23 protein-coding genes and 4 tRNA genes are annotated in these 21,026 nt (G+C 63.9%); 9 read left to right on the forward strand and 18 right to left on the reverse strand.

Annotated features, from left to right (window positions below; translation table 11 throughout):
• From LU493_RS13290 to LU493_RS13305, 4 genes are read left to right on the forward strand one after another with little or no spacing between them, the layout of a single operon-like run.
• Positions 1–357 carry a RidA family protein gene (locus LU493_RS13290; protein ID WP_275288269.1) on the forward strand — a complete coding sequence of 119 codons (357 nt, stop codon included), beginning with the start codon at positions 1–3 and terminating at the stop codon, positions 355–357.
• 1 nt (position 358) lies between these two features.
• Positions 359–1,300: an ornithine cyclodeaminase family protein gene (locus LU493_RS13295; RefSeq protein WP_275288270.1), complete on the forward strand. Its 942-nt coding sequence runs from the start codon at positions 359–361 to the stop codon at positions 1,298–1,300.
• The gene (locus tag LU493_RS13300; protein WP_275288271.1) at positions 1,279–2,403 is read left to right on the forward strand and encodes a class II histone deacetylase; all 1,125 of its coding nucleotides are present in this window, start codon (positions 1,279–1,281) and stop codon (positions 2,401–2,403) included. Before LU493_RS13295 ends, LU493_RS13300 begins: the two co-directional genes overlap by 22 nt.
• A gap of 12 nt (positions 2,404–2,415) precedes the next feature.
• Positions 2,416–3,390 (forward strand): branched-chain amino acid transaminase, encoded by a 975-nt coding sequence (locus LU493_RS13305; RefSeq protein WP_275288272.1) that lies wholly within the window; start codon positions 2,416–2,418, stop codon positions 3,388–3,390.
• A gap of 230 nt (positions 3,391–3,620) precedes the next feature.
• On the opposite strand, the gene LU493_RS13310 is transcribed toward LU493_RS13305, so the two are convergent.
• From LU493_RS13310 to LU493_RS13325, 4 genes are all read right to left on the reverse strand, one after another.
• Complete coding sequence (locus tag LU493_RS13310) at positions 3,621–4,355, reverse strand: RNA methyltransferase (RefSeq protein ID WP_275288273.1); 735 nt, start codon at positions 4,353–4,355, stop codon at positions 3,621–3,623.
• Positions 4,356–4,767: 412 nt separating this feature from the next.
• Positions 4,768–6,417: a chaperonin GroEL gene (gene groL, locus LU493_RS13315; protein ID WP_275288274.1), complete on the reverse strand. Its 1,650-nt coding sequence runs from the start codon at positions 6,415–6,417 to the stop codon at positions 4,768–4,770.
• Between the two features lie 60 nt (positions 6,418–6,477).
• Positions 6,478–6,771 (reverse strand): co-chaperone GroES, encoded by a 294-nt coding sequence (locus LU493_RS13320; RefSeq protein ID WP_013332630.1) that lies wholly within the window; start codon positions 6,769–6,771, stop codon positions 6,478–6,480.
• A 203-nt stretch (positions 6,772–6,974) separates the two neighbouring features.
• Positions 6,975–7,496, reverse strand: coding sequence for an FxsA family protein (locus tag LU493_RS13325; RefSeq protein WP_275288276.1), 522 nt, complete (start codon positions 7,494–7,496; stop codon positions 6,975–6,977).
• Between the two features lie 146 nt (positions 7,497–7,642).
• Between LU493_RS13325 and LU493_RS13330 the strand changes: the two genes are divergently transcribed.
• A complete protein-coding gene (locus LU493_RS13330; RefSeq protein WP_275288277.1) occupies positions 7,643–8,404 on the forward strand; it encodes an SDR family oxidoreductase in 762 nt (253 codons plus the stop codon).
• Between the two features lie 210 nt (positions 8,405–8,614).
• Here the strand turns inward: LU493_RS13330 and LU493_RS13335 are convergent, their stop codons facing one another.
• The gene (locus LU493_RS13335; RefSeq protein WP_275288278.1) at positions 8,615–8,947 is read right to left on the reverse strand and encodes a ComEA family DNA-binding protein; all 333 of its coding nucleotides are present in this window, start codon (positions 8,945–8,947) and stop codon (positions 8,615–8,617) included.
• A 205-nt stretch (positions 8,948–9,152) separates the two neighbouring features.
• Here LU493_RS13335 and pyrF point away from each other — a divergent pair, with 205 nt between their 5' ends.
• Positions 9,153–9,854 (forward strand): orotidine-5'-phosphate decarboxylase, encoded by a 702-nt coding sequence (gene pyrF, locus LU493_RS13340; RefSeq protein WP_275288279.1) that lies wholly within the window; start codon positions 9,153–9,155, stop codon positions 9,852–9,854.
• Positions 9,855–9,860: 6 nt separating this feature from the next.
• Here pyrF and lapB read toward each other — a convergent pair whose 3' ends face one another.
• The 3 genes from lapB to LU493_RS13355 are packed head-to-tail and all read right to left on the reverse strand — an operon-like array spanning position 9,861 to position 11,773.
• Positions 9,861–11,042 carry a lipopolysaccharide assembly protein LapB gene (gene lapB / locus LU493_RS13345; protein WP_275288280.1) on the reverse strand — a complete coding sequence of 394 codons (1,182 nt, stop codon included), beginning with the start codon at positions 11,040–11,042 and terminating at the stop codon, positions 9,861–9,863.
• Position 11,043: 1 nt separating this feature from the next.
• Positions 11,044–11,349, reverse strand: coding sequence for a LapA family protein (locus LU493_RS13350; RefSeq protein ID WP_275288281.1), 306 nt, complete (start codon positions 11,347–11,349; stop codon positions 11,044–11,046).
• Positions 11,350–11,404: 55 nt separating this feature from the next.
• Positions 11,405–11,773, reverse strand: a complete 369-nt coding sequence (locus LU493_RS13355; protein WP_275288300.1) for an integration host factor subunit beta — start codon at positions 11,771–11,773, stop codon at positions 11,405–11,407.
• 213 nt (positions 11,774–11,986) lie between these two features.
• Here LU493_RS13355 and LU493_RS13360 point away from each other — a divergent pair, with 213 nt between their 5' ends.
• Together LU493_RS13360 and LU493_RS13365 are read left to right on the forward strand one after the other, a co-directional pair.
• Positions 11,987–12,280: a succinate dehydrogenase assembly factor 2 gene (locus LU493_RS13360; protein ID WP_275288282.1), complete on the forward strand. Its 294-nt coding sequence runs from the start codon at positions 11,987–11,989 to the stop codon at positions 12,278–12,280.
• Positions 12,240–12,638 carry a hypothetical protein gene (locus LU493_RS13365; RefSeq protein WP_275288283.1) on the forward strand — a complete coding sequence of 133 codons (399 nt, stop codon included), beginning with the start codon at positions 12,240–12,242 and terminating at the stop codon, positions 12,636–12,638. The genes LU493_RS13360 and LU493_RS13365 overlap by 41 nt, the downstream gene beginning before the upstream one ends.
• 36 nt (positions 12,639–12,674) lie before the next feature.
• Here the strand turns inward: LU493_RS13365 and nadB are convergent, their stop codons facing one another.
• From nadB to uvrY, 9 genes are all read right to left on the reverse strand, one after another.
• Positions 12,675–14,255 (reverse strand): L-aspartate oxidase, encoded by a 1,581-nt coding sequence (gene nadB / locus LU493_RS13370; protein ID WP_275288284.1) that lies wholly within the window; start codon positions 14,253–14,255, stop codon positions 12,675–12,677.
• The gene (locus tag LU493_RS13375; RefSeq protein WP_275288285.1) at positions 14,236–15,393 is read right to left on the reverse strand and encodes an FUSC family protein; all 1,158 of its coding nucleotides are present in this window, start codon (positions 15,391–15,393) and stop codon (positions 14,236–14,238) included. Before LU493_RS13375 ends, nadB begins: the two co-directional genes overlap by 20 nt.
• A 214-nt stretch (positions 15,394–15,607) precedes the next feature.
• Entirely contained in the window at positions 15,608–15,919 is a 312-nt protein-coding gene (locus LU493_RS13380) for a hypothetical protein (RefSeq protein ID WP_275288286.1), read from the reverse strand.
• A gap of 209 nt (positions 15,920–16,128) precedes the next feature.
• Positions 16,129–16,215: transfer RNA gene (locus LU493_RS13385), tRNA-Leu, on the reverse strand.
• Between the two features lie 32 nt (positions 16,216–16,247).
• Positions 16,248–16,321, reverse strand: a tRNA-Cys gene (locus LU493_RS13390).
• Between the two features lie 63 nt (positions 16,322–16,384).
• Positions 16,385–16,459, reverse strand: a tRNA-Gly gene (locus LU493_RS13395).
• A gap of 62 nt (positions 16,460–16,521) precedes the next feature.
• The gene (gene pgsA, locus LU493_RS13400) at positions 16,522–17,070 is read right to left on the reverse strand and encodes a CDP-diacylglycerol--glycerol-3-phosphate 3-phosphatidyltransferase (RefSeq protein ID WP_275288287.1); all 549 of its coding nucleotides are present in this window, start codon (positions 17,068–17,070) and stop codon (positions 16,522–16,524) included.
• A 70-nt stretch (positions 17,071–17,140) separates the two neighbouring features.
• Complete coding sequence (gene uvrC, locus LU493_RS13405) at positions 17,141–18,955, reverse strand: excinuclease ABC subunit UvrC (RefSeq protein WP_275288288.1); 1,815 nt, start codon at positions 18,953–18,955, stop codon at positions 17,141–17,143.
• A gap of 59 nt (positions 18,956–19,014) precedes the next feature.
• Positions 19,015–19,662, reverse strand: a complete 648-nt coding sequence (gene uvrY, locus LU493_RS13410; RefSeq protein ID WP_275288289.1) for a UvrY/SirA/GacA family response regulator transcription factor — start codon at positions 19,660–19,662, stop codon at positions 19,015–19,017.
• 236 nt (positions 19,663–19,898) lie between these two features.
• Between uvrY and LU493_RS13415 the strand changes: the two genes are divergently transcribed.
• Positions 19,899–19,974: transfer RNA gene (locus LU493_RS13415), tRNA-Ala, on the forward strand.
• Positions 19,975–20,165: 191 nt separating this feature from the next.
• Here LU493_RS13415 and LU493_RS13420 read toward each other — a convergent pair.
• Positions 20,166–20,930, reverse strand: a complete 765-nt coding sequence (locus tag LU493_RS13420) for a FadR/GntR family transcriptional regulator (RefSeq protein WP_275288290.1) — start codon at positions 20,928–20,930, stop codon at positions 20,166–20,168.
• Positions 20,931–21,026: the final 96 nt, after the last annotated feature.

A 21,026-nucleotide genomic window follows, 5' to 3' on the forward strand; every position in this document is an offset into this window, starting at 1 on the left:
ATGAGCCTGACCCATCACGACAGCAATGCCCGCATGAGCCAGATCGCCATTCACGGCGGCACCGTCTACCTGGCCGGGCAGGTACCCAGCGATGCCAGCGCCGACATGCGTGGCCAGACCGAGCAGGTCCTGACGCGCATCGACGACCTCCTCGAGCGAGCCGGTACCTCCAGGGCGTATCTGGTGTCGGCCCAGATCTGGGTGAACGACATGGCGGAGTTCGACGACATGAACGCCGCCTGGGATGCCTGGGTGACCCCGGGCCGGCCGCCGGTGCGTGCGGCGGTAGAGGCGCAACTGGCCAAGCCCGAGTGGAAGGTCGAGATCATGGTCGTGGCGGCATTGCCGGAGGAGTGATATGCGCATCATCGACGCCGAGGAAGTGGCATCCAGCCTGGCCTGGCCGGCCCTGGTGGAGCGGCTGGCCGATACCTTCCGCCAGGGCGTGGAGTCGCCTCCGCGCCACCACCATGCCATGCACCGTCACGACGGCGAGGCGACCTTGCTGTTGATGCCGGCCTGGGAAAAGGACGGCTACATCGGGGTGAAGATGGTCAACGTCTTTCCCCAGAATGCCGCGCATGGCCTGCCGGCGATCGCCGGGGTCTACCTGCTCAGCGAGGGGGACCATGGGCGCCCGCTGGCCTGTATCGACGGTAGCGAGCTGACGCGTCGGCGAACCGCTGCCGCCTCGGCGCTGGCCGCCCGGGAGCTGGCCCGTGACGATGCCGAGACCCTGCTGGTGGTGGGTACCGGCAAGCTGGCGCCGATGGTCATCGAGGCGCATGCGTCGGTGCGGCCCATCCGTCGTGTCCGCATCTGGGGGCGCCAGCCGGACAAGGCGCGCCGGTTGGCCGAGGCGTACGCCGACCGCTTCGATACCGAGGCGGTCACCGACCTGCAAGCGGCGTGCGGCGAGGCCGACCTGATCAGTTGCGTGACGCTGTCCACCGAGCCGCTGGTGCGTGGCGAGTGGTTGACGCCGGGGACCCATCTGGATCTGATCGGCGCCTTTCGGCCCAGCATGCGCGAGACTGATGGCGAATGCCTGCGGCGTGGCGAGGTCTTCGTGGATACCTACGCCGGCGCGCGTGGCGAGGCGGGCGATATCCATCAGGCCGTCGATGAGGGGGCCTTCGCGTTCGATGACATCCGTGCCGAGCTTGCCGAGTTGCTGGCGGGTCGCAAGGCTGGGCGCAGTGATCCCGAGGCAATCACGGTATTCAAGTCGGTCGGGGCCTCGCTGGAGGACCTGGCGGCGGCCATCGAGGTCTGGGAATGCCGGAGAGGTGGCGAGTGAATACGGGGTTTTTCTGGCACGAGCGCTGCTTCTGGCATGATCCCGGGGCCATCGGTGTCTTCGCCTCGCCCGGCGACTATCGTCAGCCCCAGCCGGCTTCCGAGAGTCCGGAAAGCAAACGACGCTTGAAGAACCTGCTGGAAGTCTCGGGGCTGATCGATGAACTCGAGGTCCACAAGGCGAGTCCGGCCGAGGACAGCGACCTGCGGCGCTTCCATACCGAGGCCTATCTCGCCCGGCTCGAGGCGGGAGACCGTGCCCGAGGTGGCGATGCCGGCGAGGGCGCCCCCTATCTGCCGGGTAGCCTGGCGGCGGCTCGGCAGTCCGCGGGCCTGGCCGTTGCCGCCGTCGAGGCGGTGGCCCGGGGGCAGTCGAGCAATGCCTATGCCCTGTGCCGTCCGCCGGGTCATCATGCCGAAGCTGATCGCGGGCGCGGCTTCTGCCTGCTGGGCAATATCCCGGTGGCGGTCATGCGGGCCCGGGCGCTGGGCCTGGTGCGTCGGGTGGCGGTTCTCGACTGGGATGTGCATCACGGCAACGGTCAGCAAGCCGCCTTCTATGCCGACCCCGAGGTGCTGACCGTGTCGGTGCACCAGGACGGCAATTATCCGCTGGAAACCGGCGCCTTCGAGGAGCGGGGGACAGGCGAGGGGGCTGGCACCAACCTCAACCTGCCGTTACCGCCGGGGTGCGGCCTCGGTGCCTATGAATACGCCATGCGTTCGCTGGTGTTGCCGGCCATCGAGGCCTTCGCGCCGGATCTCGTGGTGGTGGCCTGCGGCTACGATGCCTGCGCCAAGGACCCCCTGGGCAAGATGATGCTCAACAGTCGGGCCTTCGGCGACATGACCCGGGATCTCATGGGGCTGGCCAAACGCACCTGTGACGGGCGGCTGGTGATGGTCCACGAGGGCGGCTATTCGGAAGGCTATGTGCCGTTCTGTGGCCATGCGGTGATACAGGCGTTGAGCGGCAGCGCGACGTCGGTGCCCGATCCGCAGAACGACGAGATCGCCGCCTGGGGGTATCAGGCCTTGCAGCCTCATCAGCGCGGCATGATCGATGATTGGTGCGCCCGCTGGTTGGCTGACAGCGGGATCTGAGGAGAGGATGACATGACCCCACTGTACGACCGGGACGGCTGGCTGTGGCTGGATGGCGAGTGGCTGCCCTGGCGAGAGGCTACCACTCATCTGCTGACCCACAGCCTGCACTATGGCATGGGCTGTTTCGAAGGCGTGCGTGCCTATGCGGGGCCCTCCGGCACCAACCTTTTCCGAGCCGAGGAGCATGTACGCCGGTTGGTCGACAGTGCCCATATCCTCGACATTCCGCTGGCGTTCGATACCGAGACACTGCTCGACGCCCAGCGTCAGTGCCTGGTCCGCAATGAACTGCGCGATGCCTACCTGAAGCCCACGGTGTTCCTGGGGGCCGAGGGCCTGGGGCTTCGTGCCAAGGGGCTGACGACGCATGTGATGGTCGCGGCCTGGGACCTCGGCGCCTATATCTCCCCCGAGGCGACTGCCATCGGTCTGCGGGCCATCACCTCGTCCTGGGCGCGGCATCACGTCAATGTCAGCGCCTGTCGCGCCAAGACCAACGGCAACTACGTGAATTCGATCATGGCCCTGAACAGTGCCGTGAAGGCGGGGTTCGACGAGACGCTGATGCTCGATACCGAGGGCTATGTGGCCGAGGCCTCAGCGGCCAATATCTTCCTGCTGCGCGACGGCGTCCTGCATACCCCGCAGACCACCTCTTGTCTGCAGGGCATCACCCGCGACAGCGTGATCCGATTGTCCCGGGAGGTACTGGGGCTGGAGGTGCAGGAGCGGCGTATCACCCGCGACGAAATCTATACCGCCGACGAAGCCTTCGTGACGGGAACCGCCGCCGAGATCCTGCCGTTGCGGGAGCTGGATGGTCGGCATATCGGTGCCCTGGTCGGCTCACCGGCACCGTCGCACCCGATTGATGGCCACTCCCTTACCGCTCGTCTTCAAGCGCTGTATCGACGCGTGACGCGCGGCGAGCTGGGTGATGATCTGAAAGGCTATATGGACTGGTTGACGCCGGTGACGACGTAGACGGCGCCTGGACGGAAAAACGCCACGGTGATGATCACCGTGGCGAGCCATCCTCATCCTCCCTGGGCATCGTCCTGATGCCGGTTTCCCCTGAGGGGCGTCCTGCCCCTTAGCGTCCCTGGCGTAACAGTGGCAGTGTCCCTTGCCTAGTCCCATCCTCGGGCAGAGTCACTATCGCGCACCGAGATGACATCGATGTGTCGTCTCGATGACGATTCGCTGACGGCACCTCACTCGTCGTGGATGCCTTCCTCCAGTGAACGCAAGAGACCGCGCAGCAGCGAGATGTCGCGCCGTGTGGGCTGGGCGCGGTCGAACAGGGCGCGCAGCTGTTCCTCGGTGCGAGCATGGGGCTGATTGATGAAGCCGCTGGCCTGCATGACCCGCGAGAGATGGTCATGAAAGTGGCCGAGTTGCTGGCGTGTGGGGAGCGGGACCGAGGCGTGGCGGGGCGCCTGGTAATCGCTGTCGGGGCGACGGCGCCAGGCTCCGAAGGTCTCGTAGGCCAGCACCTGAACGGCCTGGGACAGGTTGAGCACGCCATACTCCGGGTTGGCAGGAATGCTGACCTGGTGGCTGCAGTCGCGGATCTCGTCGTTGGTCAGGCCGAACCGTTCGCGCCCGAAGACGAGTGCCACCGGGGCATGCCTGGCGTTGTCGACCAGACTGGCGGCCATCTCCGAGGGCTCGTCGTAGTGGGGCAGGGGGTAGCTGCGCAGCCGTGCGCTGGCGCCCACCACCTGCACGCAGTCGGCCACCGCCTCGGTCAGCGAGCCGACGACGCGAGCATCGTCGACGACATCCTCGGCCCCGGCGGCGAGCCGGGAGGCTTCGGGGTCGGGAAAACAGCGGGGATTGACCAGTACCAGGTCGGTGAGGCCCATGGTCTTCATGGCCCGCGCCGAGGCGCCGATATTACCGGGATGATAGGTCTGGACGAGAATGATGCGGATGTTCGATAGCATGGGTCGGTTCTATGCGAGATGAGGGCGTCGTATACCAGGCAGGAGGTAGTGCGAATTGCCGATAGCTTGAAGAGCAGCGCTACGCGCCTGGAAGCTAGTGTCCTGTATCAGAGGTTGACTGTAGAATTCTGGCGGCCCCTTGAGCCGCCATGCCGCGTTGCCACTCCTCGCCATAGCGCTGCTATGCCTCGTCGCGGCGCCTTGCCTGGCGACCCAATGTGCTCGCCACCTCTTCAACGAACCTCCGAAACAGGACACTAGAAGCTTGAAGAAAGGCTATTGGCACCGGTGCTGGCGTTCGTAAGCTATTTTCCAGCTTCCAGCTTCCAGCTTAAGGCTTACAGCTAAAAAGACCCCCACCGGTTTCCCGGCGGGGGTCTGTCTCGGGCTGGGCCCGGGAAGGAGGGTCGGCTTACATCATGCCGCCCATGCCTCCCATACCGCCCATGCCACCCATGTCGCCGCCACCGGCAGAGTCCTGCTCGTCCGGGTCGTCGGCGATCATGCACTCGGTGGTGATCATCAGGCCGGCGATGGAGCCAGCGGACTGCACGGCGCTGCGAGTGACCTTGGCCGGGTCCAGCACGCCCATTTCGAACAGGTCGCCGAACTCGCCGGTCTGGGCGTTGTAGCCGAAGTTGCCTTCACCGTCCTTGACGCGGTTCAGGATCACGGAGGCTTCCTGGCCGGCGTTGGCGACGATCTGACGCAGCGGGGATTCCATGGCGCGCACGGCGATGGCGATGCCGTGGGTCTGGTCCTCGTTCTCGCCCTTGAGGCCGGCGATCTTGGTCAGCACACGGATCAGGGCGGTACCACCGCCGGGCACCACGCCTTCCTCGACGGCGGCGCGAGTGGAGTGAAGGGCGTCCTCGACGCGAGCCTTCTTCTCCTTCATCTCCACTTCGGTAGCGGCACCGACGCGGATCACGGCGACACCGCCGGCCAGCTTGGCGACGCGCTCCTGAAGCTTCTCGCGATCGTAGTCGGAGGACGTCTCTTCGATCTGGGCGCGGATCTGGCTGACGCGAGCCTCGATATCACCGTCCTTGCCGGCGCCATCGATGATGGTGGTGTTCTCCTTGGACATGGTCACGCGCTTGGCGGTGCCCAGGTGGTCCAGGGTGGTCTGCTCGAGATCCAGGCCCACTTCCTCGGAGATCACGGTGCCGCCGGTGAGGATGGCGATGTCCTGCAGCATGGCCTTGCGACGATCGCCGAAGCCGGGCGCCTTGGCGGCGGCGACCTTGACGATGCCACGCATGTTGTTCACCACCAGGGTTGCCAGGGCTTCGCCCTCGATGTCCTCGGCGATGATGACCAGCGGCTTGCCCGCCTTGGCGACGGCTTCCAGGGTCGGCAGCAGTTCGCGGATGTTGGAGACCTTCTTGTCCACCAGCAGGATGAACGGGTCTTCCAGTTCCACGGCCATGGTGTCCTGGTTGGTCACGAAGTACGGCGAGAGGTAGCCGCGGTCGAACTGCATGCCTTCCACGACATCCAGCTCGTCATCGAATCCACGGCCTTCATCGACGGTGATGACACCTTCCTTGCCGACCTTCTCCATGGCGTCGGCGATGATCTGGCCGATGCGCTTGTCGCCGTTGGCGGAGATGGTGCCGACCTGGGCGATGGCACTGGAGTCGGTGCACGGCACGGACAGCTCGCCGATTTCCTTGACGGCGGCGTCGACGGCCTGGTCGATACCACGCTTCAGGTCCATCGGGTTCATGCCGGCGATGACGCCCTTCAGGCCTTCGGTGACGATGGACTGGGCCAGCACGGTGGCGGTGGTGGTGCCGTCGCCTGCGACATCAGAGGTCTTGGAAGCGACTTCCTTGACCATCTGGGCGCCCATGTTCTCGAACCGGTCCTTGAGTTCGATTTCCTTGGCGACAGACACGCCGTCCTTGGTCACGGTCGGTGCGCCGAAGGACTTTTCCAGCACTACGTTGCGGCCTTTCGGACCCAGGGTAGCCTTGACGGCATTGGCCAGGGTATCGACGCCCTTCGCCATGCGAGTGCGTGCATCACTGGAGAACTTGACTTGTTTCGCTGCCATTTTCGTATGCTTCCTGTGAGTTCGTGAACGTCAGAATTCGAGCGTGTACGGCGTCGCGGCTCAGCCTTCGACGACGGCCAGGATGTCGGATTCGCTCATGATCAGGACTTCTTCGCCGTCGACTTTCTGCTTCTCGACGCCGAAGCCTTCCTTGAAGATCACGGTATCGCCGACCTTGACGTCGAGCGGACGGACATCGCCGCTTTCCAGAATCCGGCCGTTACCGACGGCGAGCACTTCGCCCCGAGTCGGCTTTTCCTGGGCACTGCCCGGGAGCACGATGCCGCCTGCGGTCTTTTGCTCTTCTTCAACGCGACGGATGACGACGCGATCGTGCAAGGGACGGATGTTCATTGCTCACGTTCTCCTGATGGTTGCTGTGCCGGGCGTCGCTGCCACGGCGGTTGACATCATCTACCCGCGGTTCGACCCGCGGGATGAAGGCGGCCTGCGCCTTCCGTGTGAATGATCCCGGCGAACCGGGATCGAAACTCGTTGCTGTCGGATAGGTGGGGCTTGCTGAACGGCTTTCAAGTCCCCGCCGGCAAAAAAATTTATCAACGCTGATGATGCTCGTCGCGTTCGATGAACTCGCCTTCCAGTGGCGCGTCGGAAGTGTCCCGGGAATTCGTGTCCTGCGTCTCGCGCTGATGGGCGCTGGCCTGTTGCCAGTCGGCGTCGGCGCCGTCGCGGGGTCGGTAAGTGGCGCCCTGGACATGGACGCCGCTCATGCGCAGGCCGAGCCTGCCGAGCAGCTTGCCCATCAGCCGTCGAGCGTCGGGGATCAGGCACATGAAGCCCAGGGTGTCGGACAGGAAGCCGGGGGCCATCAGCAGGGCACCACCGAAGATCAGCGCGGCACCGGTGAGCAGTTCCCCGGACGGGACTTCGCCCCGTGCCATGCGCTCCTGGGCCCGGGCAAAGGTGGCCACGCCCTCGCGGCGAATCAGGTGCAGGCCGATGAAACCGGTGCCCAGTACCAGGGCCAGGGTGGTCAGCAGACCGATCTGGCTGCCGACCGAGAACAGCAGGATGAAGTCGAGTAACGCGAAAACGGTGAAGATGACAAGAAAAGGCATGATGACTCCAGAATGGCGATTGACCACGACATGGGGGCGAGAGGCGAAAAATCAAGATACCGGTCAATGCCAAGGGAGGATGTTGTCGCTCGAAGGGCAACGTAGACTCTGACATCGATATTGACTCATCCAACTGGAGGGCACGCATGCAACTCGACAACAGGATCATCGCCATCACCGGCGGTGCCCAGGGACTGGGTCTGGCAATGGCCGAACGGTTGGGACGCCGAGGCGCGACCCTGGCATTGCTCGACGTGGACGGAGAGCAACTCGATGAAGCCCTTGGCAGCCTGGAGCACGCCGGTATCAAGGCACAAGGGTTCGTGACCGATGTGACCGAGGAACACTCGGTGCGCGAGGCCTTTTCCGCCATCGAGTCCTCACTCGGCCACGTCGATGGCCTGGTCAACAATGCCGGCATCGTGCGAGATGGCATGCTGGTCAAGGCACGAGATGGTCGGGTGGAGACCACCATGTCGCTGTCGCAATGGCAGAGCGTCATCGATGTGAACCTGACCGGAGTCTTTCTGTGCGGACGTGAAGCGGCGGCCCGCATGATCGAGGCGGGGCGGGAAGGTGTGATCGTCAATATCTCCAGCATCTCTCGGGCGGGCAACCGGGGACAGAGCAACTATTCAGCGGCCAAGGCCGGCGTGGCCGCATTGACGGTGACCTGGGCCGGTGAGCTGGCGCGCCATGGCATTCGAGTTGGCGGTGTCGCACCGGGTTTCATCGAGACGGAGATGACCGCGTCGATCCGCGAGGACATGCTGGAACGCATCACGTCGGGGATCCCCTTGAAGCGCCTGGGACAGCCGGAAGACATCGCCGAAAGCGTGGCCTTCATCTTCGAGAATGACTACTTCAGCGGGAGAATAGTGGAGTGTGATGGAGGACTGCGTCTGTAGAGAGGACGTGTCGACGCCACCGGCCCGGCCGGTGACGTCGCATGCAAGGGAAACACTGCTTAAATGCCTGCGCATGCAAATCGCGTCGTTGCGCGGTGCTCGAAAGCTCGCCTAACCCCTCGTTATGTCTCGCTTTCTGTGCTCCGTGCGCCTTGCGCTTCACTATGCTCGGCGATTTATTCAGTATTTCCCAAGAGCCGAAAGCTGGGGTCAATAAGTGACATCATCCTCGAGGGCGTCGACGGTCGCCGTGCCGATGCCCTTGACCCGGGCCAGATCGTCGGCATTCTCGAAGGGGCCATTGGCGTCGCGTTCCGCGACGATGGCGTTGGCCTTGACGTCGCCGATGCCGGGCAGTTCGGTGAGCAGGGCGACATCCGCGGTATTGATGTCGATGGGGGCGATCTGGCTGGCATTGTCGGATGATGCCGTGGATTCGGCTGCGGATGGGTCGGTGGCGTCCTCGGCCAGGGCGAGGGGGGTGATGCCCAGCAGTAGTGCCAGGCCCAGGCTGATGGTCAATCCCTTGATATCGGTATGCATGCCGGCCTCCTTGTTGGGTTGTTGGCATGTGGAAGGCGATATGCCCATGCTTCAAGCTAGCGCCGCCTGGCTGGCGCTTGAGTAGGTGAAAACCGAGATGATGGCGTGGAGATCGAGGACGCGAGATGCGCGAGATCGGCCAAGTGCGGTGAGGTGAATGGCTGATATACTGCCCGGGTTCATCCCGCTGCCCTGGAGTTCACACGTGTCGACCGATTCTCCTCTGATCATTGCGCTCGATTACACCTCGCTGGATGCCGCCCTGTGCATGGCCGATCGGCTCGATCCGGCGCGTTGCCGGCTCAAGGTCGGCAAGGAACTGTTCACCCGCAGTGGTCCCGATGTGCTGGAAGCGTTGCATGGGCGTGGTTTCGAAGTATTTCTCGACCTCAAGTTTCACGACATTCCCAACACGGTGGCGGGTGCCGTGCAGGCGGCAGCCGAGCAGGGCGTGTGGATGGTCAATGTGCATGCTGCCGGCGGTCGTCGAATGATGGAGGCCGCGCGTGAGCGCCTCGAGCGGCATGCCCTGTCGACGCATCTGATTGCGGTGACCGTGCTGACCAGCATGGAAGACCAGGACCTGGCCGAAGTGGGCGTCACTGCCTCGACCGAACAGCAGGTGACACGGCTGGCGACTCTGGCGAGGGATTGTGGGCTGGATGGCGTGGTCTGCTCGTCCCTGGAGGCCGAGAGGTTGCGCGAGTCATGCGGGCCTGACTTTCTCAAGGTGACGCCGGGCATCCGGCCGGCCTCGGCCGCTGCCGACGATCAGCGTCGTATCATGACGCCGACATCTGCCATGTCGGCCGGGAGCACGCATCTCGTCGTGGGGCGGCCGGTCACGCAGGCGACCGATCCGATGGCCGCCCTGGTGGCCATCGAGCGTGAGCTCGCTCTCGGCTGATGAGCTCTATTCGCCCTCGATGCCGGTAATCGGCTTGGTGGTGCCCCAGCTGCGACACCGTGGGCATTGCCAGTGGAGCTGCTCGCCGCTGAAGCCGCAGCGGCGGCAGCGATGGCGGGGCAAGGCCTTGAGCAGGGTGTCGGTATGGTGCTGCAGGAGGTCGATGCGCTCATCCTGGGCGGCGGTGTCCTGGCGATAGAGCCGCATCAGATAGTCGACGGCGCCCAGGCTGGGTTCGCGGTTGAGTTGTCGAGCCACCAGGTCCAGAGCGGCGTCGGCGTCGCCATGATGGCGGCGCAGGCTTTCGGCCAGCAGAATGATGACGCTGGTGTAGGGGGCCTTGTCCAGCAGCGACTCGAGATGCTGGATGAGGCCGGTTTCGTCGTCCAGCAGTCGATAGGCGCGGCTCAAGGGCTCCAGCATGGTGGGGACGAAGGCCTTGTCCTGCTCCGGTAGGCGATTCAGCAGGCGAATGGCCTGTCGATACTGGCCGGTATCCAGGGCCATCTCGGCCAGCAGCAGGTTGGCGCGCACGCAGCGCCCATCGGTGGACAGGGCTTGCTTGAGGTGTCGTCGGGCCAGCACGGGGCTTGCCGAATGGCGCTCCGTATCGGCCAGTTCGCATAACCAATGGGCGGCAGCGCGGCGAATATCCTCATGCTGCCGGACCAGGGAGGGCAGGGCGACGTCCAGAGCGGCCTGCCACTCCCCTTCGCGTTCAAGAAGGTCGACCAGCAGGCGTTTGGCCGACTGGCGCAGCTCGTCGCTCTGGGCATCCTTGATCAGGCCTTGCAGCAGGCGCTCGGCTCGATCCAGCAGACCCAGGTGGAGGAAGTCGCGGGAAAGTTCCAGTTGGACGCGATCCCCCTGGTCGCCGGACAGCGTCGGGCGAGCGAGCAGGTTCTGGTGAACCTTCACGGCGCGGTCGGCTTCGCCTCGGCTGCGGAACAGGTTGCCCAGCGCGATATGGGTCTCGATGGTGTCGCTGTTGACCTCGAGGGCACCGATGAAGGTCTCGATGGCTCGATCCTGCTGATCATTGAGCAGGTAGTTGAGCCCCACGAAGTAATCCCGGGCCAGGGTAGGCGACGCTCCTGTCGCACTGGTGCCTCGGCGTTCACGGCGGCCCAGCCACCATCCGATGGCGACCGCTGCCAACAACAGGGCTAGCAGCAGAACGTCGGGCATGTCAGGGGAGTTCCTTCATCTCCTGGATACGTAGCCGGTCGAGTTCCTTGCGTTGTTGCTGATTATGGCGTTGTGCGCGGGTCAGCAGGGCACGCAGGCGCAGGTAGACGCCGCTCATGGCCAGCATGCCAAGCAGTACGCCGATGGCCAGCGAAGCCAGCAACCAGACGGACAACGAGGCCGCGGGCAGTTCGACCCAGACCAGGTTGAGGGGCAGGGCCTGCTGGTTGTTGACGGCAAACAAGATGCCGACCAGCAACACCGCCAGCAGGATAATGGCCATGATCAGGCCTTTGAGCCAACGCATGTGCTTGTTCCCGTATCAAATGGTTGAGAGTGGTCAGCCGGGCAATGGTCGATGTTCAGTAGCCGAGGGCCCGGCTGGCATCGACCTGCTCGCGCAGCTCCTTGCCGGGCTTGAAGTGTGGCACGAACTTGCCGTTCAGCGCGACCGGGTCGCCGGTCTTGGGGTTGCGACCGATGCGAGGCTCACGGTAATGGAGCGAGAAGCTGCCGAAGCCGCGAATCTCCACTCGACCGCCATCGGCCAGGGTGCCGGTGATATCATCGAGTATCATGCGAACGGCGGTTTCCACATCCTTGACCGACAGCTCCGGCTGTCGCATGGCGATCTGTTCGATCAATTCGGACTTGGTCATCGGCTCTCTCCGTGATGCCCGGCTGGGTCGACCTGTGCCGAGTGAATTGTTTGCTCCAGCATACTGTGCAATTCTCGATAAAACAACGCACTACAACCTTAGCTACAAGCGGGGGCCTTGGCCAGTCGAGCAGCCGAGCTGCCAGGATCGTCCATCCTGACGATTTGTCGTCGATTTTTGCCTTTCGCGAATCCACGGTCGGGCGGGCTGACGTTCCTGTACTGCTTGCGTCGGCCAGCCTCGGGTATACTGTCGAGACACTCACTCGATGCAACGAGGCCGACCTTGAACGATGATGCGTCCGCCGCAAGCGCTCAGCGCAAACGTCTCTACTGGCACTCCCGGCGCGGCATGTGGGAACTCGACCTGCTGCTGGTGCCTTTTCTCGAACAACGCTATGACGACCTCGATGAACGGGATCAAGCGGCTTTCCGCACCTTGATCGGCGAGGAGGATCAGGATCTGTTCTTCTGGCTGATGCGTCGCGACTGGCCCGAGGAACCCGAGCGTCGGCGTATCGTGAAGATGATCGTCGAGCATGCCGAGACCACCGATAATACTGCCCATCGCGGTCTCTAAACTGTCGATGGGGCTCCACGCCGGCCTGGGGAGCGGCGTGATCGGGGTGCTGGGGTGGTGGACGCCGACCTGGCTGGCCGCCTCGGGCGCCCTGGTCGTCATTGGCGTGCTGGCACGTGCCGCGCGCTGTGCGCCACGCGGTGAGCTGCGCCTGACACTGCGGGATAGTGCGCCGCCGACCTGGAGCTGGCGCGATGGCCGTCATGATGACTGGCGTGACATCGACCTGCGTTGTGATTACCTCGGCCCATGGCTGATTGGACTGCGTGGTGATCGTAGGCGCTTCTGGCTGTGGCCGGACAGCGCCGATCCGGCCAGGCTGCGCGAGTTGCGTCGTGCCCTGTTGTCGCTTGGCTGAGCCCGCTTCCCCCGCTATATGCTTGCCCGACAGTCCTCAGCTTGCTTCCAGGGCACCCAGGTAAATGCGTGATGGCATCGGGTCGGCGTCGGCGTGCAGCGGGCAATCGGGGTTGTGGTGCAAGCCGCGTGATTCGCGGCGAGACTGTGCACTGGCCACGGTCAGTCTCGCCAGGCGAAGTGCATGCCAGAGGTTGGCGGTGTCGGCGTCCGGGATCGACCGGGCCAGGCGTGAGGCGTAGCGTTCACTGAGTTCGGCCAGCAGGTGGGCGGCTTCCTCCAGGCCGGCGTCGCTGCGCACGATAGCGACCCTGGTGCTCATCACGCTGCGAATGGCATCACGCAGTTCGGCGATCATCTCGCGGGAGGGGTGCTCTGTCCCTCGTGGGCGCTCGACCAGGGGCGCGGTGCTGTCGGTTGATCTCTCGGCAAGACGGCGTGCGCAGCCGCGGGCGAAGGCCAGGCACTCCAGCAAGGAATTGCTGGCCATGCGGTTGGCGCCATGCAGGCCCGTGCAGGCGACCTCGCCGATGGCGTAGAGGCGGGGCACCGTGGTGGCGCCCGCGAGGTCGGTACCGACGCCGCCGCAGCTGTAGTGAGCGGCCGGTACGACCGGGATTGGCGTGTGGGCGAGATCGAAACCTCGAGCGGCACAGTGGGCGTGGATGGTCGGGAAGTGGTGTCGAATCGCCTCGTCGCCAAGGTGGCGAACATCCAGCCAGACATGGTTCAGGCCGCTGCGTTGCATTTCGGTATCGATGGCCCGGGCCACGATGTCTCGTGGGGCGAGTTCGGCCCGAGGGTCGATGTTCGGCATGAAGCGTTCGCCACCGGCGCCGAGCAGGTAGCCGCCTTCGCCACGGACTGCCTCGCTGATCAGGAAGGGAACTCCCTGCGGATCGTAGAGGCAGGTGGGGTGGAACTGCTGAAATTCGAGGTTCATCAACACCGCGCCGAGTTCGGCGGCCATCATCATGCCTTCGCCACTGGCGGGGTGGGGGCTCGTGGTATGCCGATACAGGCCACTGGCGCCGCCGGTGGCCAGCACGGTGTCCCGGGCCCTCAGGGAATGAAGCCGGTCGGCGGTGTCGAGACAACGAGCGCCCCGGCAATGGCCGTCGGTATCGGCGATCAGTTCGATGGCGCTCAGGTCGTGGCGCACCGTGATGCCGGAGTGCGCGCCGACATGGCGCTCCAGCGTCTCGATCACCGCTCGGCCGGTGGCGTCGTCGGCGTGAATGATGCGGCGTGCGCCGTGGCCGCCTTCCCGGGTGAGATGGTAAGGATAGCCGGCATTCGGGTCGGGATCGGGAGTGAAGGGCACACCGAGGGACAGCAGCCATTCGATGGCGGCGGGGCCCTGGTCCACGGTGAAGCGCACGGCGGCCTCGTCGCAAAGCCCGTCCCCGGCCACCAGGGTGTCGGCGACGTGGGCGTCGACATCGTCGCTGGGCGACAGGACGGCGGCGATGCCGCCCTGGGCCCAGCGGCTGGCGCCCCGGGCGTCCGGGCTGGGTTGCAAGAGGGTCACGGTGCGTCGATCGGCGATCTCCAGCGCCAGGGCCAGGCCAGCGGCACCGCCGCCGATGATCAGCACGTCATGATGGCTCTCGGTCATCCGACTCTCCTTGATGGGGCGTGCGAGCCCTGTCCCGATGCAGGGCCTGCAGGCCATGGCGTCGGGCGCGCTTGCGTAGACGGCGGCTGGGGAGGCGTTCCAGGCCACCGAGTCGTTCGATCAGTTCGCCGCTCAGGCGAGCCAGCTCGCGATTGAGCCACAAGTAGCCGCTGGGACTGAACAGCTTGCGTCCATCCTCTGCATGGGCATCGCCGGCCAGTTCGGCGTGGCGTTGCAGCTCGAAAGGAGGAATGTCGACATCGACCGGGTGACCGGTGCGGACCTGGAAGGCCAGGGTGCCGAGGTTGCGCGCCAGGGTGTGCTGCTGATCGCGAAGCCCCTGCATGGCATCGATGCGCTCATGGCCGGCTCGGGTATTCCAGTGGGTCTCCAGCAACAGCTCGATGGTGGACAGCATGCGGCGTTGCAGGGAAATCAGGTCATCGAGTTCGCCGCGCCGCAGGCGACGTTCGCGATGGATGGCGTCGACCAGACCGCGTTGCTTGACCAGTAGACCACTGCAGTGCTTGAGCAGCTCTCGTGTATCAAGATCCGGCGCCGAGGTGGCCGAGGTGTGCGCATGAAAGAGTCGAGCCATGCGGTCCAGGTTGTCGGCAAGCATGAAGCGCAGCATGTCGGTGGCTTTGTGGGGGAGCACCAGGATGGTGACGACGATGCCGATCAGGGTGCCCAGCAGGACATCGAAGCTGCGCCACAAGGCGACGGTGAGGTCATGGCTGCCACCCCCGACGACCAGCAGTAGCGTGATGGCGAACATCAGGCCGCCATAACCGTAACGCTTGCCGAAGGTGAGCCAGGTGACGAAGGCGATACCGAGCAGGCTGCCGAGCGGTATCAGCATGGACAGGCTTTCGGGCAGCAGGATCAGCAGCAGCCCCCACAAGGCGCCCAGGATGGTGCCGAGCAGGCGCTGGCGCCCCTTGTCGAGCACGCCGCCGATGTGAGGCAGGTTGCCCATCACCATCGCCGTGCTGACCAGGGCCCAGCCACTGTGGGGGATGGTGAAGAACTGGATGATGCCGAAGGTGATGCAGAGCGCCAGAGTGACGCGCATGACGTGAAGTGTACGGCGGTGGCGGTGCGTGAAGTAGGGGTCGCGCAATCGCGCCAGGATCATGGCGAGGCCACCCCGTCACGTTGTCGGGCGCACGTGCGGACAGGGTCAGGGCGTGCGGCCGTGTGACGATGCTCTGGCCCGACGGAGAACGAAGCGGCGCGTGTCATGCGATTCTCTTGAAGGTCATTGGCGTGCGATGTTGCTTGGGTGAGTTGCGCGACATTCTAACATGGATGCGATCGGGGAATCCGCTCGTCGAGGCGAGTGGCTGCGGTCATGAGTCAGCGCGTTGCAGGCAGTCTCGGTAATAGGAGAGGGAAAATTCCTGTCGGGCGCGATCCTGCATCGTTCGTGTGTGATATCGAGGCTGCTCGAAGGCTGTTTCGATCAGTTGGCGAGTGGTGAGATTCCGACCGAGACGGTCCAGCAGCCTGTCCTGGGAGGTGCCCATTTGACGGTCATGCATCACCTGCTCGGCGAGATTGGACACCTGCTCGCACTGTCCGGCCTGGTTCTTGCTCTGCCCATCGACATGCACACTCGTTCCCAGCGCCAGGCAGAGTGCGCCAGCGATCCATTGCTTCATGTTGTCTCCCTACGTTCCGTATGCGTCGGCGCTGTTCGTCGTTTTTTTCGTCAGCGCCTGGGTCGCCTCTGGTGGGCGACTTGACGCAGCGTAGCGCGCTAGAGCGTTGGGGAAAAGTCGGAGTCCGGGGTGTGAGCCGCCGAAAGCGACCCGAGAGTGGGTCAGGATGAGGCAAATCGGGAGATCGAGGTGCTCGGCATGGCGTACGCTGGTGCCCGGAGTCGGACTCGAACCGACACGGTGTTGCCACCGAGGGATTTTAAGTCCCTTGCGTCTACCAATTTCGCCATCCGGGCGGTATGCGATCGGGTAACTGATGCGGGGGGAGTGGAGGCTGGAGTCGGAATCGAACCGGCGTACACGGAGTTGCAGTCCGCTGCATAACCACTCTGCCATCCAGCCTCTGGGAGTCCTGCCATTCTCGAGAAGAATGAAACTCGACTCAGGGTGTTGCTTGTTCAAGTCTGGAGCGGGAAACGAGATTCGAACTCGCGACCCTCGCCTTGGCAAGGCGATGCTCTACCACTGAGCTATTCCCGCTTGACTCGAGGACGTATTATACGGATAAGTTGGTGACTGTCAAACGCTTTTTCGTGACGACGTTACATTGCGCGGCTCAAGTGCGGCCAGGCGGCGCGCAGGTACTGGATCATCGACCAGAGTGTCAGCAACGCGGCGACATAAAGCGTGACGACGCCCAGGATGGCGATGGAGGTCCCCGGCGCGAAAGCGAGCAATAACAGCAGGGCGACCATCTGGAGCGTGGTCTTGAACTTGCCGATCCAGGACACCGCTACCGTGCCGCGTTTGCCCATCTCGGCCATCCATTCGCGCAATGCCGAAATGACGATTTCGCGACCGATGATCACCAGTGCCGGCAGGGTCAGCCAGATGGCGTCATAGCGTTCGATCAGCAGTGCCAGGGCCACCGCGACCATCAACTTGTCGGCGACCGGGTCGAGAAAGGCGCCGAAAGGCGTCGACTGATCCCAGCGGCGTGCAAGGAAGCCGTCCAGCCAATCGGTCACCGAGGCCAGGGCAAAGAGGGCGGCCGCCACTGGCATGCTCCACGAGAAGGGTAGGTAGAAGAACACTACCAGCAGCGGGATGAAGATGATTCTGGCCAACGTCAGGAGATTGGGTATGTTCATCGGAGCTGCGGTCCTTGCCTTGAAGGGGGATGCCGGAAAATTCCGTCTATTCTATCCGGCTTGTCGGTACTCATCCATGCAGAGCGCGGTGAATCGACTCGGCGAGGGTCGCGCTGATGCCAGGGACTCGTGATAGTTCCTCGCGACTGGCCTGCCTGACGCCCTGCAAGCCGCCGAAGAACCGCAACAGTTCACGACGTCGACGCGGACCGACTCCGGGAATGTCCTGAAGTGTCGAGGTGCGTCGGGCCTTGTCGCGCCGAGTGCGGTGTCCGGTGATGGCGAAACGGTGCGACTCATCGCGGATGTGCTGTAACAGGTGCAGGGCGGGGGATGAGGTGTCGAGATCCAGGGTTCGGTCCGGGGTCTCGATGAACAGGGTCTCGAGCCCTGCCTTGCGGGTCGTGCCCTTGGCCACACCGATGAGGCCCACGCCTTCGACGCCGAGCTCGGCGAAGACTTCCCGGGCCATGTTGAGCTGCCCCTTGCCGCCGTCGACGATCAGCAGGTCGGGAGGCTCTCCCTCTCCGTCCTTGAGCCGTTTGAAGCGTCGCGTCAGGGCCTGTCGCATGGCGGCATAGTCGTCGCCGGCTTCGATATTCTTGATGTTGAAGCGCCGGTAGTCGGACTTGCGCGGACCGTTGGCATCGAAGACCACGCAGGATGCCACCGTGGCCTCGCCGTGGCTGTGGCTGATATCGAAGCACTCGAGACGCGCCGGTACCTGCTCGAGACCCAGGGCGTCTCGCAGGGACGCAAAACGGTGAGCCAGTTGGGTCTGGCTGGCCAGCTGTGTGGAGAGTTGCTGTTCGGCATTGGTGCGCGCGAGTTCCTGCCACTGGGCGCGATGGCCGCGCACCCGCGAGGTGAGACGCACCCGCTTCCCGGCGCGTGTCTCCAGCGCCTGGGCGATCAGGTCGGTGTCGGACAGCGCATGGCTGGAAATGACTTCGGCGGGAATCTCCCGTGCCTGGCCGAGATAGTACTGGCTGATGAAGTCCCCGAGCAGTGTGTCGGGCGTCAGGTCCAGGCCGTTGCTCGGTGCATGATGACGCGCGCCGAGCAGTCGGCCGCCGCGTATCGACAGCACCGAGATGCACAAGGCGCCGGGGCGGCTCGCCAGGGCAAAAATGTCGGCATCGCCGCTGCCGGTGTCGACGAACTGACGTTGCTGAAGTTGTCGGAGCTGCTGGATCTGATCCCTCAGGCGGGCCGCTTCCTCGAAGTCGAGTGCCTGGCTGGCGGTTTCCATGTCCCGGGTGAGCTCCCGGGTCACCGCCTCGCTTCTGCCTTCCAGGCATTGCACGGCGTGTTCCAGGTCGCGGCGGTAATCGGCCTCATCGATATAGCCCACGCAAGGGGCGCTGCAGCGACCGATCTGATACTGCAGGCAGGGGCGGCTGCGGTGGGCGAAAACGCTGTCCTCGCAGTTACGGATGCGAAAGATCTTCTGCATCAGCGACAGGCTTTCGCGCACTGCACCGCTGCTGGGGTAAGGGCCCAGGTAGCGGCCGTCGTCATGACGGGTACGGGCGCGCTTGTATTCCAGTGCCGGAAACGGGTGACGGTCGGTAACGAAGACGAAAGGATAGGACTTGTCGTCGCGCAGCAGGATGTTATACGGCGGACGTTGCTCCTTGATCAGGGTCTGCTCGAGCAGCAGGGCTTCTGTCTCGCTGTTGGTGACCGTGACCTGAATGTCGGCGATGCGCGAGACCAGTGCCTGGGTCTTGGTGTTGAGCGCACCGCGAAAATAGCTGGCCAGGCGTGCCTTGAGGCGTCGGGCCTTGCCGACGTAGAGCGTATCGCCTTGCTCGTCGAGCATGCGATAGACCCCGGGGGACTCGGTGACGGTGTCGAGGAACTGTCGAGAATCGAAACTCATCGGGATGCCGATAACGAGATAGAACGAACGTCATCCTATCAGACCCGTCACCGACGGGGTTATTCCACCTCGCTGAAACCGTCCACCAGCCCGTGGCGAAGGCCCAGGTGGGTCAGCTCCACGTCGGAATGCACGCCGAGTTTCTCGAAGATCCGATAGCGGTATGTATTGACGGTCTTGGGGCTCAGGAACATGCGGTCGGCGATGTCGGCAACTTTCTGGCAGTTGACGATCATCATCGCCACCTGGAGTTCGCGCTGGGAAAGCTGATCGAAGGGGTTGTCGTTGGAGTCGATGCGAAACAACACCAGGCGTTGGGCGATATCCGGGCTGATATAGCGCTTCCCGCCGAAGACGCTGCGGATCGCCTGGACCATCTCGTCATGCTGCGATCCCTTGCTGATGAAGCCGTGAGCACCGGCCTCCAGCAGGCGCTGGGCAAAGGCCTCCTCGATGAAGGCGGTCAATACCAGGATGCGTATGTCACTGGTGAGGCGAGTGATCTTGCGGGTGGCTTCCAGGCCGCCTATGCCGGGCATGCGGATGTCCATCAGGATGACATCCGGCTTGAGCTGACGGGCCTGGGAGATGGCTTGTTCGCCATCGGCAGCTTCACCGATCACGCTGATGTCCGGTTCGTCATTCAGCAGATGGGCGATGCTGGTCCTCACCAGGTGGTGGTCATCGGCGACGAGAACCCTGATCAAGAAGGAACTCCTACTACGAAGTGAACGGAATACGGTAATAGGATCCGCGTCGAGGCGGACGCGAATCTGGCTGGCTGGCCTCCGTTGAATCGCGCATACCTTGACATAACATGCAGTTAAGTGGAATTGGCAATGCCGTTTCGGCGTCGTTTTTTATCATTTTTCTGCTCCTCTGGTTGACGAGTCGCATTTTGATGAATAACATACGCCTCGTTCTCGCAAAGGCGAGCACATGTGGGGCCTTAGCTCAGCTGGGAGAGCGCAACACTGGCAGTGTTGAGGTCAGCGGTTCGATCCCGCTAGGCTCCACCAAGAGTTTTGAAGAATCAGCCGCCTGACGCAATGCGTCAGGCGGCTTTTTCGTGGCCGAGCGTATGAACAATGATGACGTCCCGGCAACACGGCCATGAGGCCGGCGTTGCCGGAACCGGCAAGTGCCGGGCTCTGCGAGCATCTCGGCCTCCCTCGTGCTCACTGTCGCTAGCGGTTCCCGAGGCGGCGTTTCAATCGCCGGGCGGGATCGCCTGGCCGCCCAGCGTGCTTTCTCCCGGCTCGATGCCCAGCGCCGAGGCCGTGCCGGCCAGGACAGCCTGGGCGGCGTGGAAGGCCTCCGAGGGGCGCCGGGCGCGAATACTTTCCATGACCTGACGGTGCCGTTCGAGACTGTCCTCGGGATCCGTGGCACTGATATTCGACGTCTCGATCAATAAATGAATCGATGGCCGCAGTATGTGGGATAGCTGGGCCCAGACGATGTTGTGGGTCGCCTTGAAGATGGCGACGTGAAAGGCGACGTCGTGTTCGGTGTGCAGGCGTCGCTGCTCGGCGCCGGTGTCGTCACGCAGGTGCTGGCCCATGCCCTCGAAGGCCTCTTCGATGGCGACGAGGTCCCGGGCGGTGGCACGCCGGGCCGCCGTCATGGCCACATAGGGCTCGACATCGAGACGGAAGGCCAGGATCTCGCGCTGGATCCGCGGATTGGGCGCGGCATACCGCGTCATCCAGTCGGTGACCAGGGGGTCGAGGATATTCCAGCCCTCGTAGTCGCGAACCTTGGATCCGTGGCCCGAAATGCGTTCGATGATGCCGACATCGACCAGCATGCGCAGGTCGCTGCGCACCGCCGAACGATTGAGCTCGAATCGCTGAGCCAGGTCGACTTCCTTGGGCACGAAATCGCCGGGGCGATAACGGCCGGCAAAAATGGCTTCGGCGAGGTGCTCGGCGATGGAGGGGCGTGAACGCGAGGGGCGGGAAGTTGCTGGCACTGACGAGCTCCGCGAAAATGGCGATGATCCTAGCTTATGTTTAACATAGCTGCAATCCGGACGGGCAGAGGCCATCCTGTCGAGGGATGTACCGAA

Origin of the sequence: Halomonas elongata, assembly GCF_029081005.1 — a bacterium.
In the GTDB taxonomy this organism is placed as follows: domain Bacteria; phylum Pseudomonadota; class Gammaproteobacteria; order Pseudomonadales; family Halomonadaceae; genus Halomonas; species Halomonas elongata_B.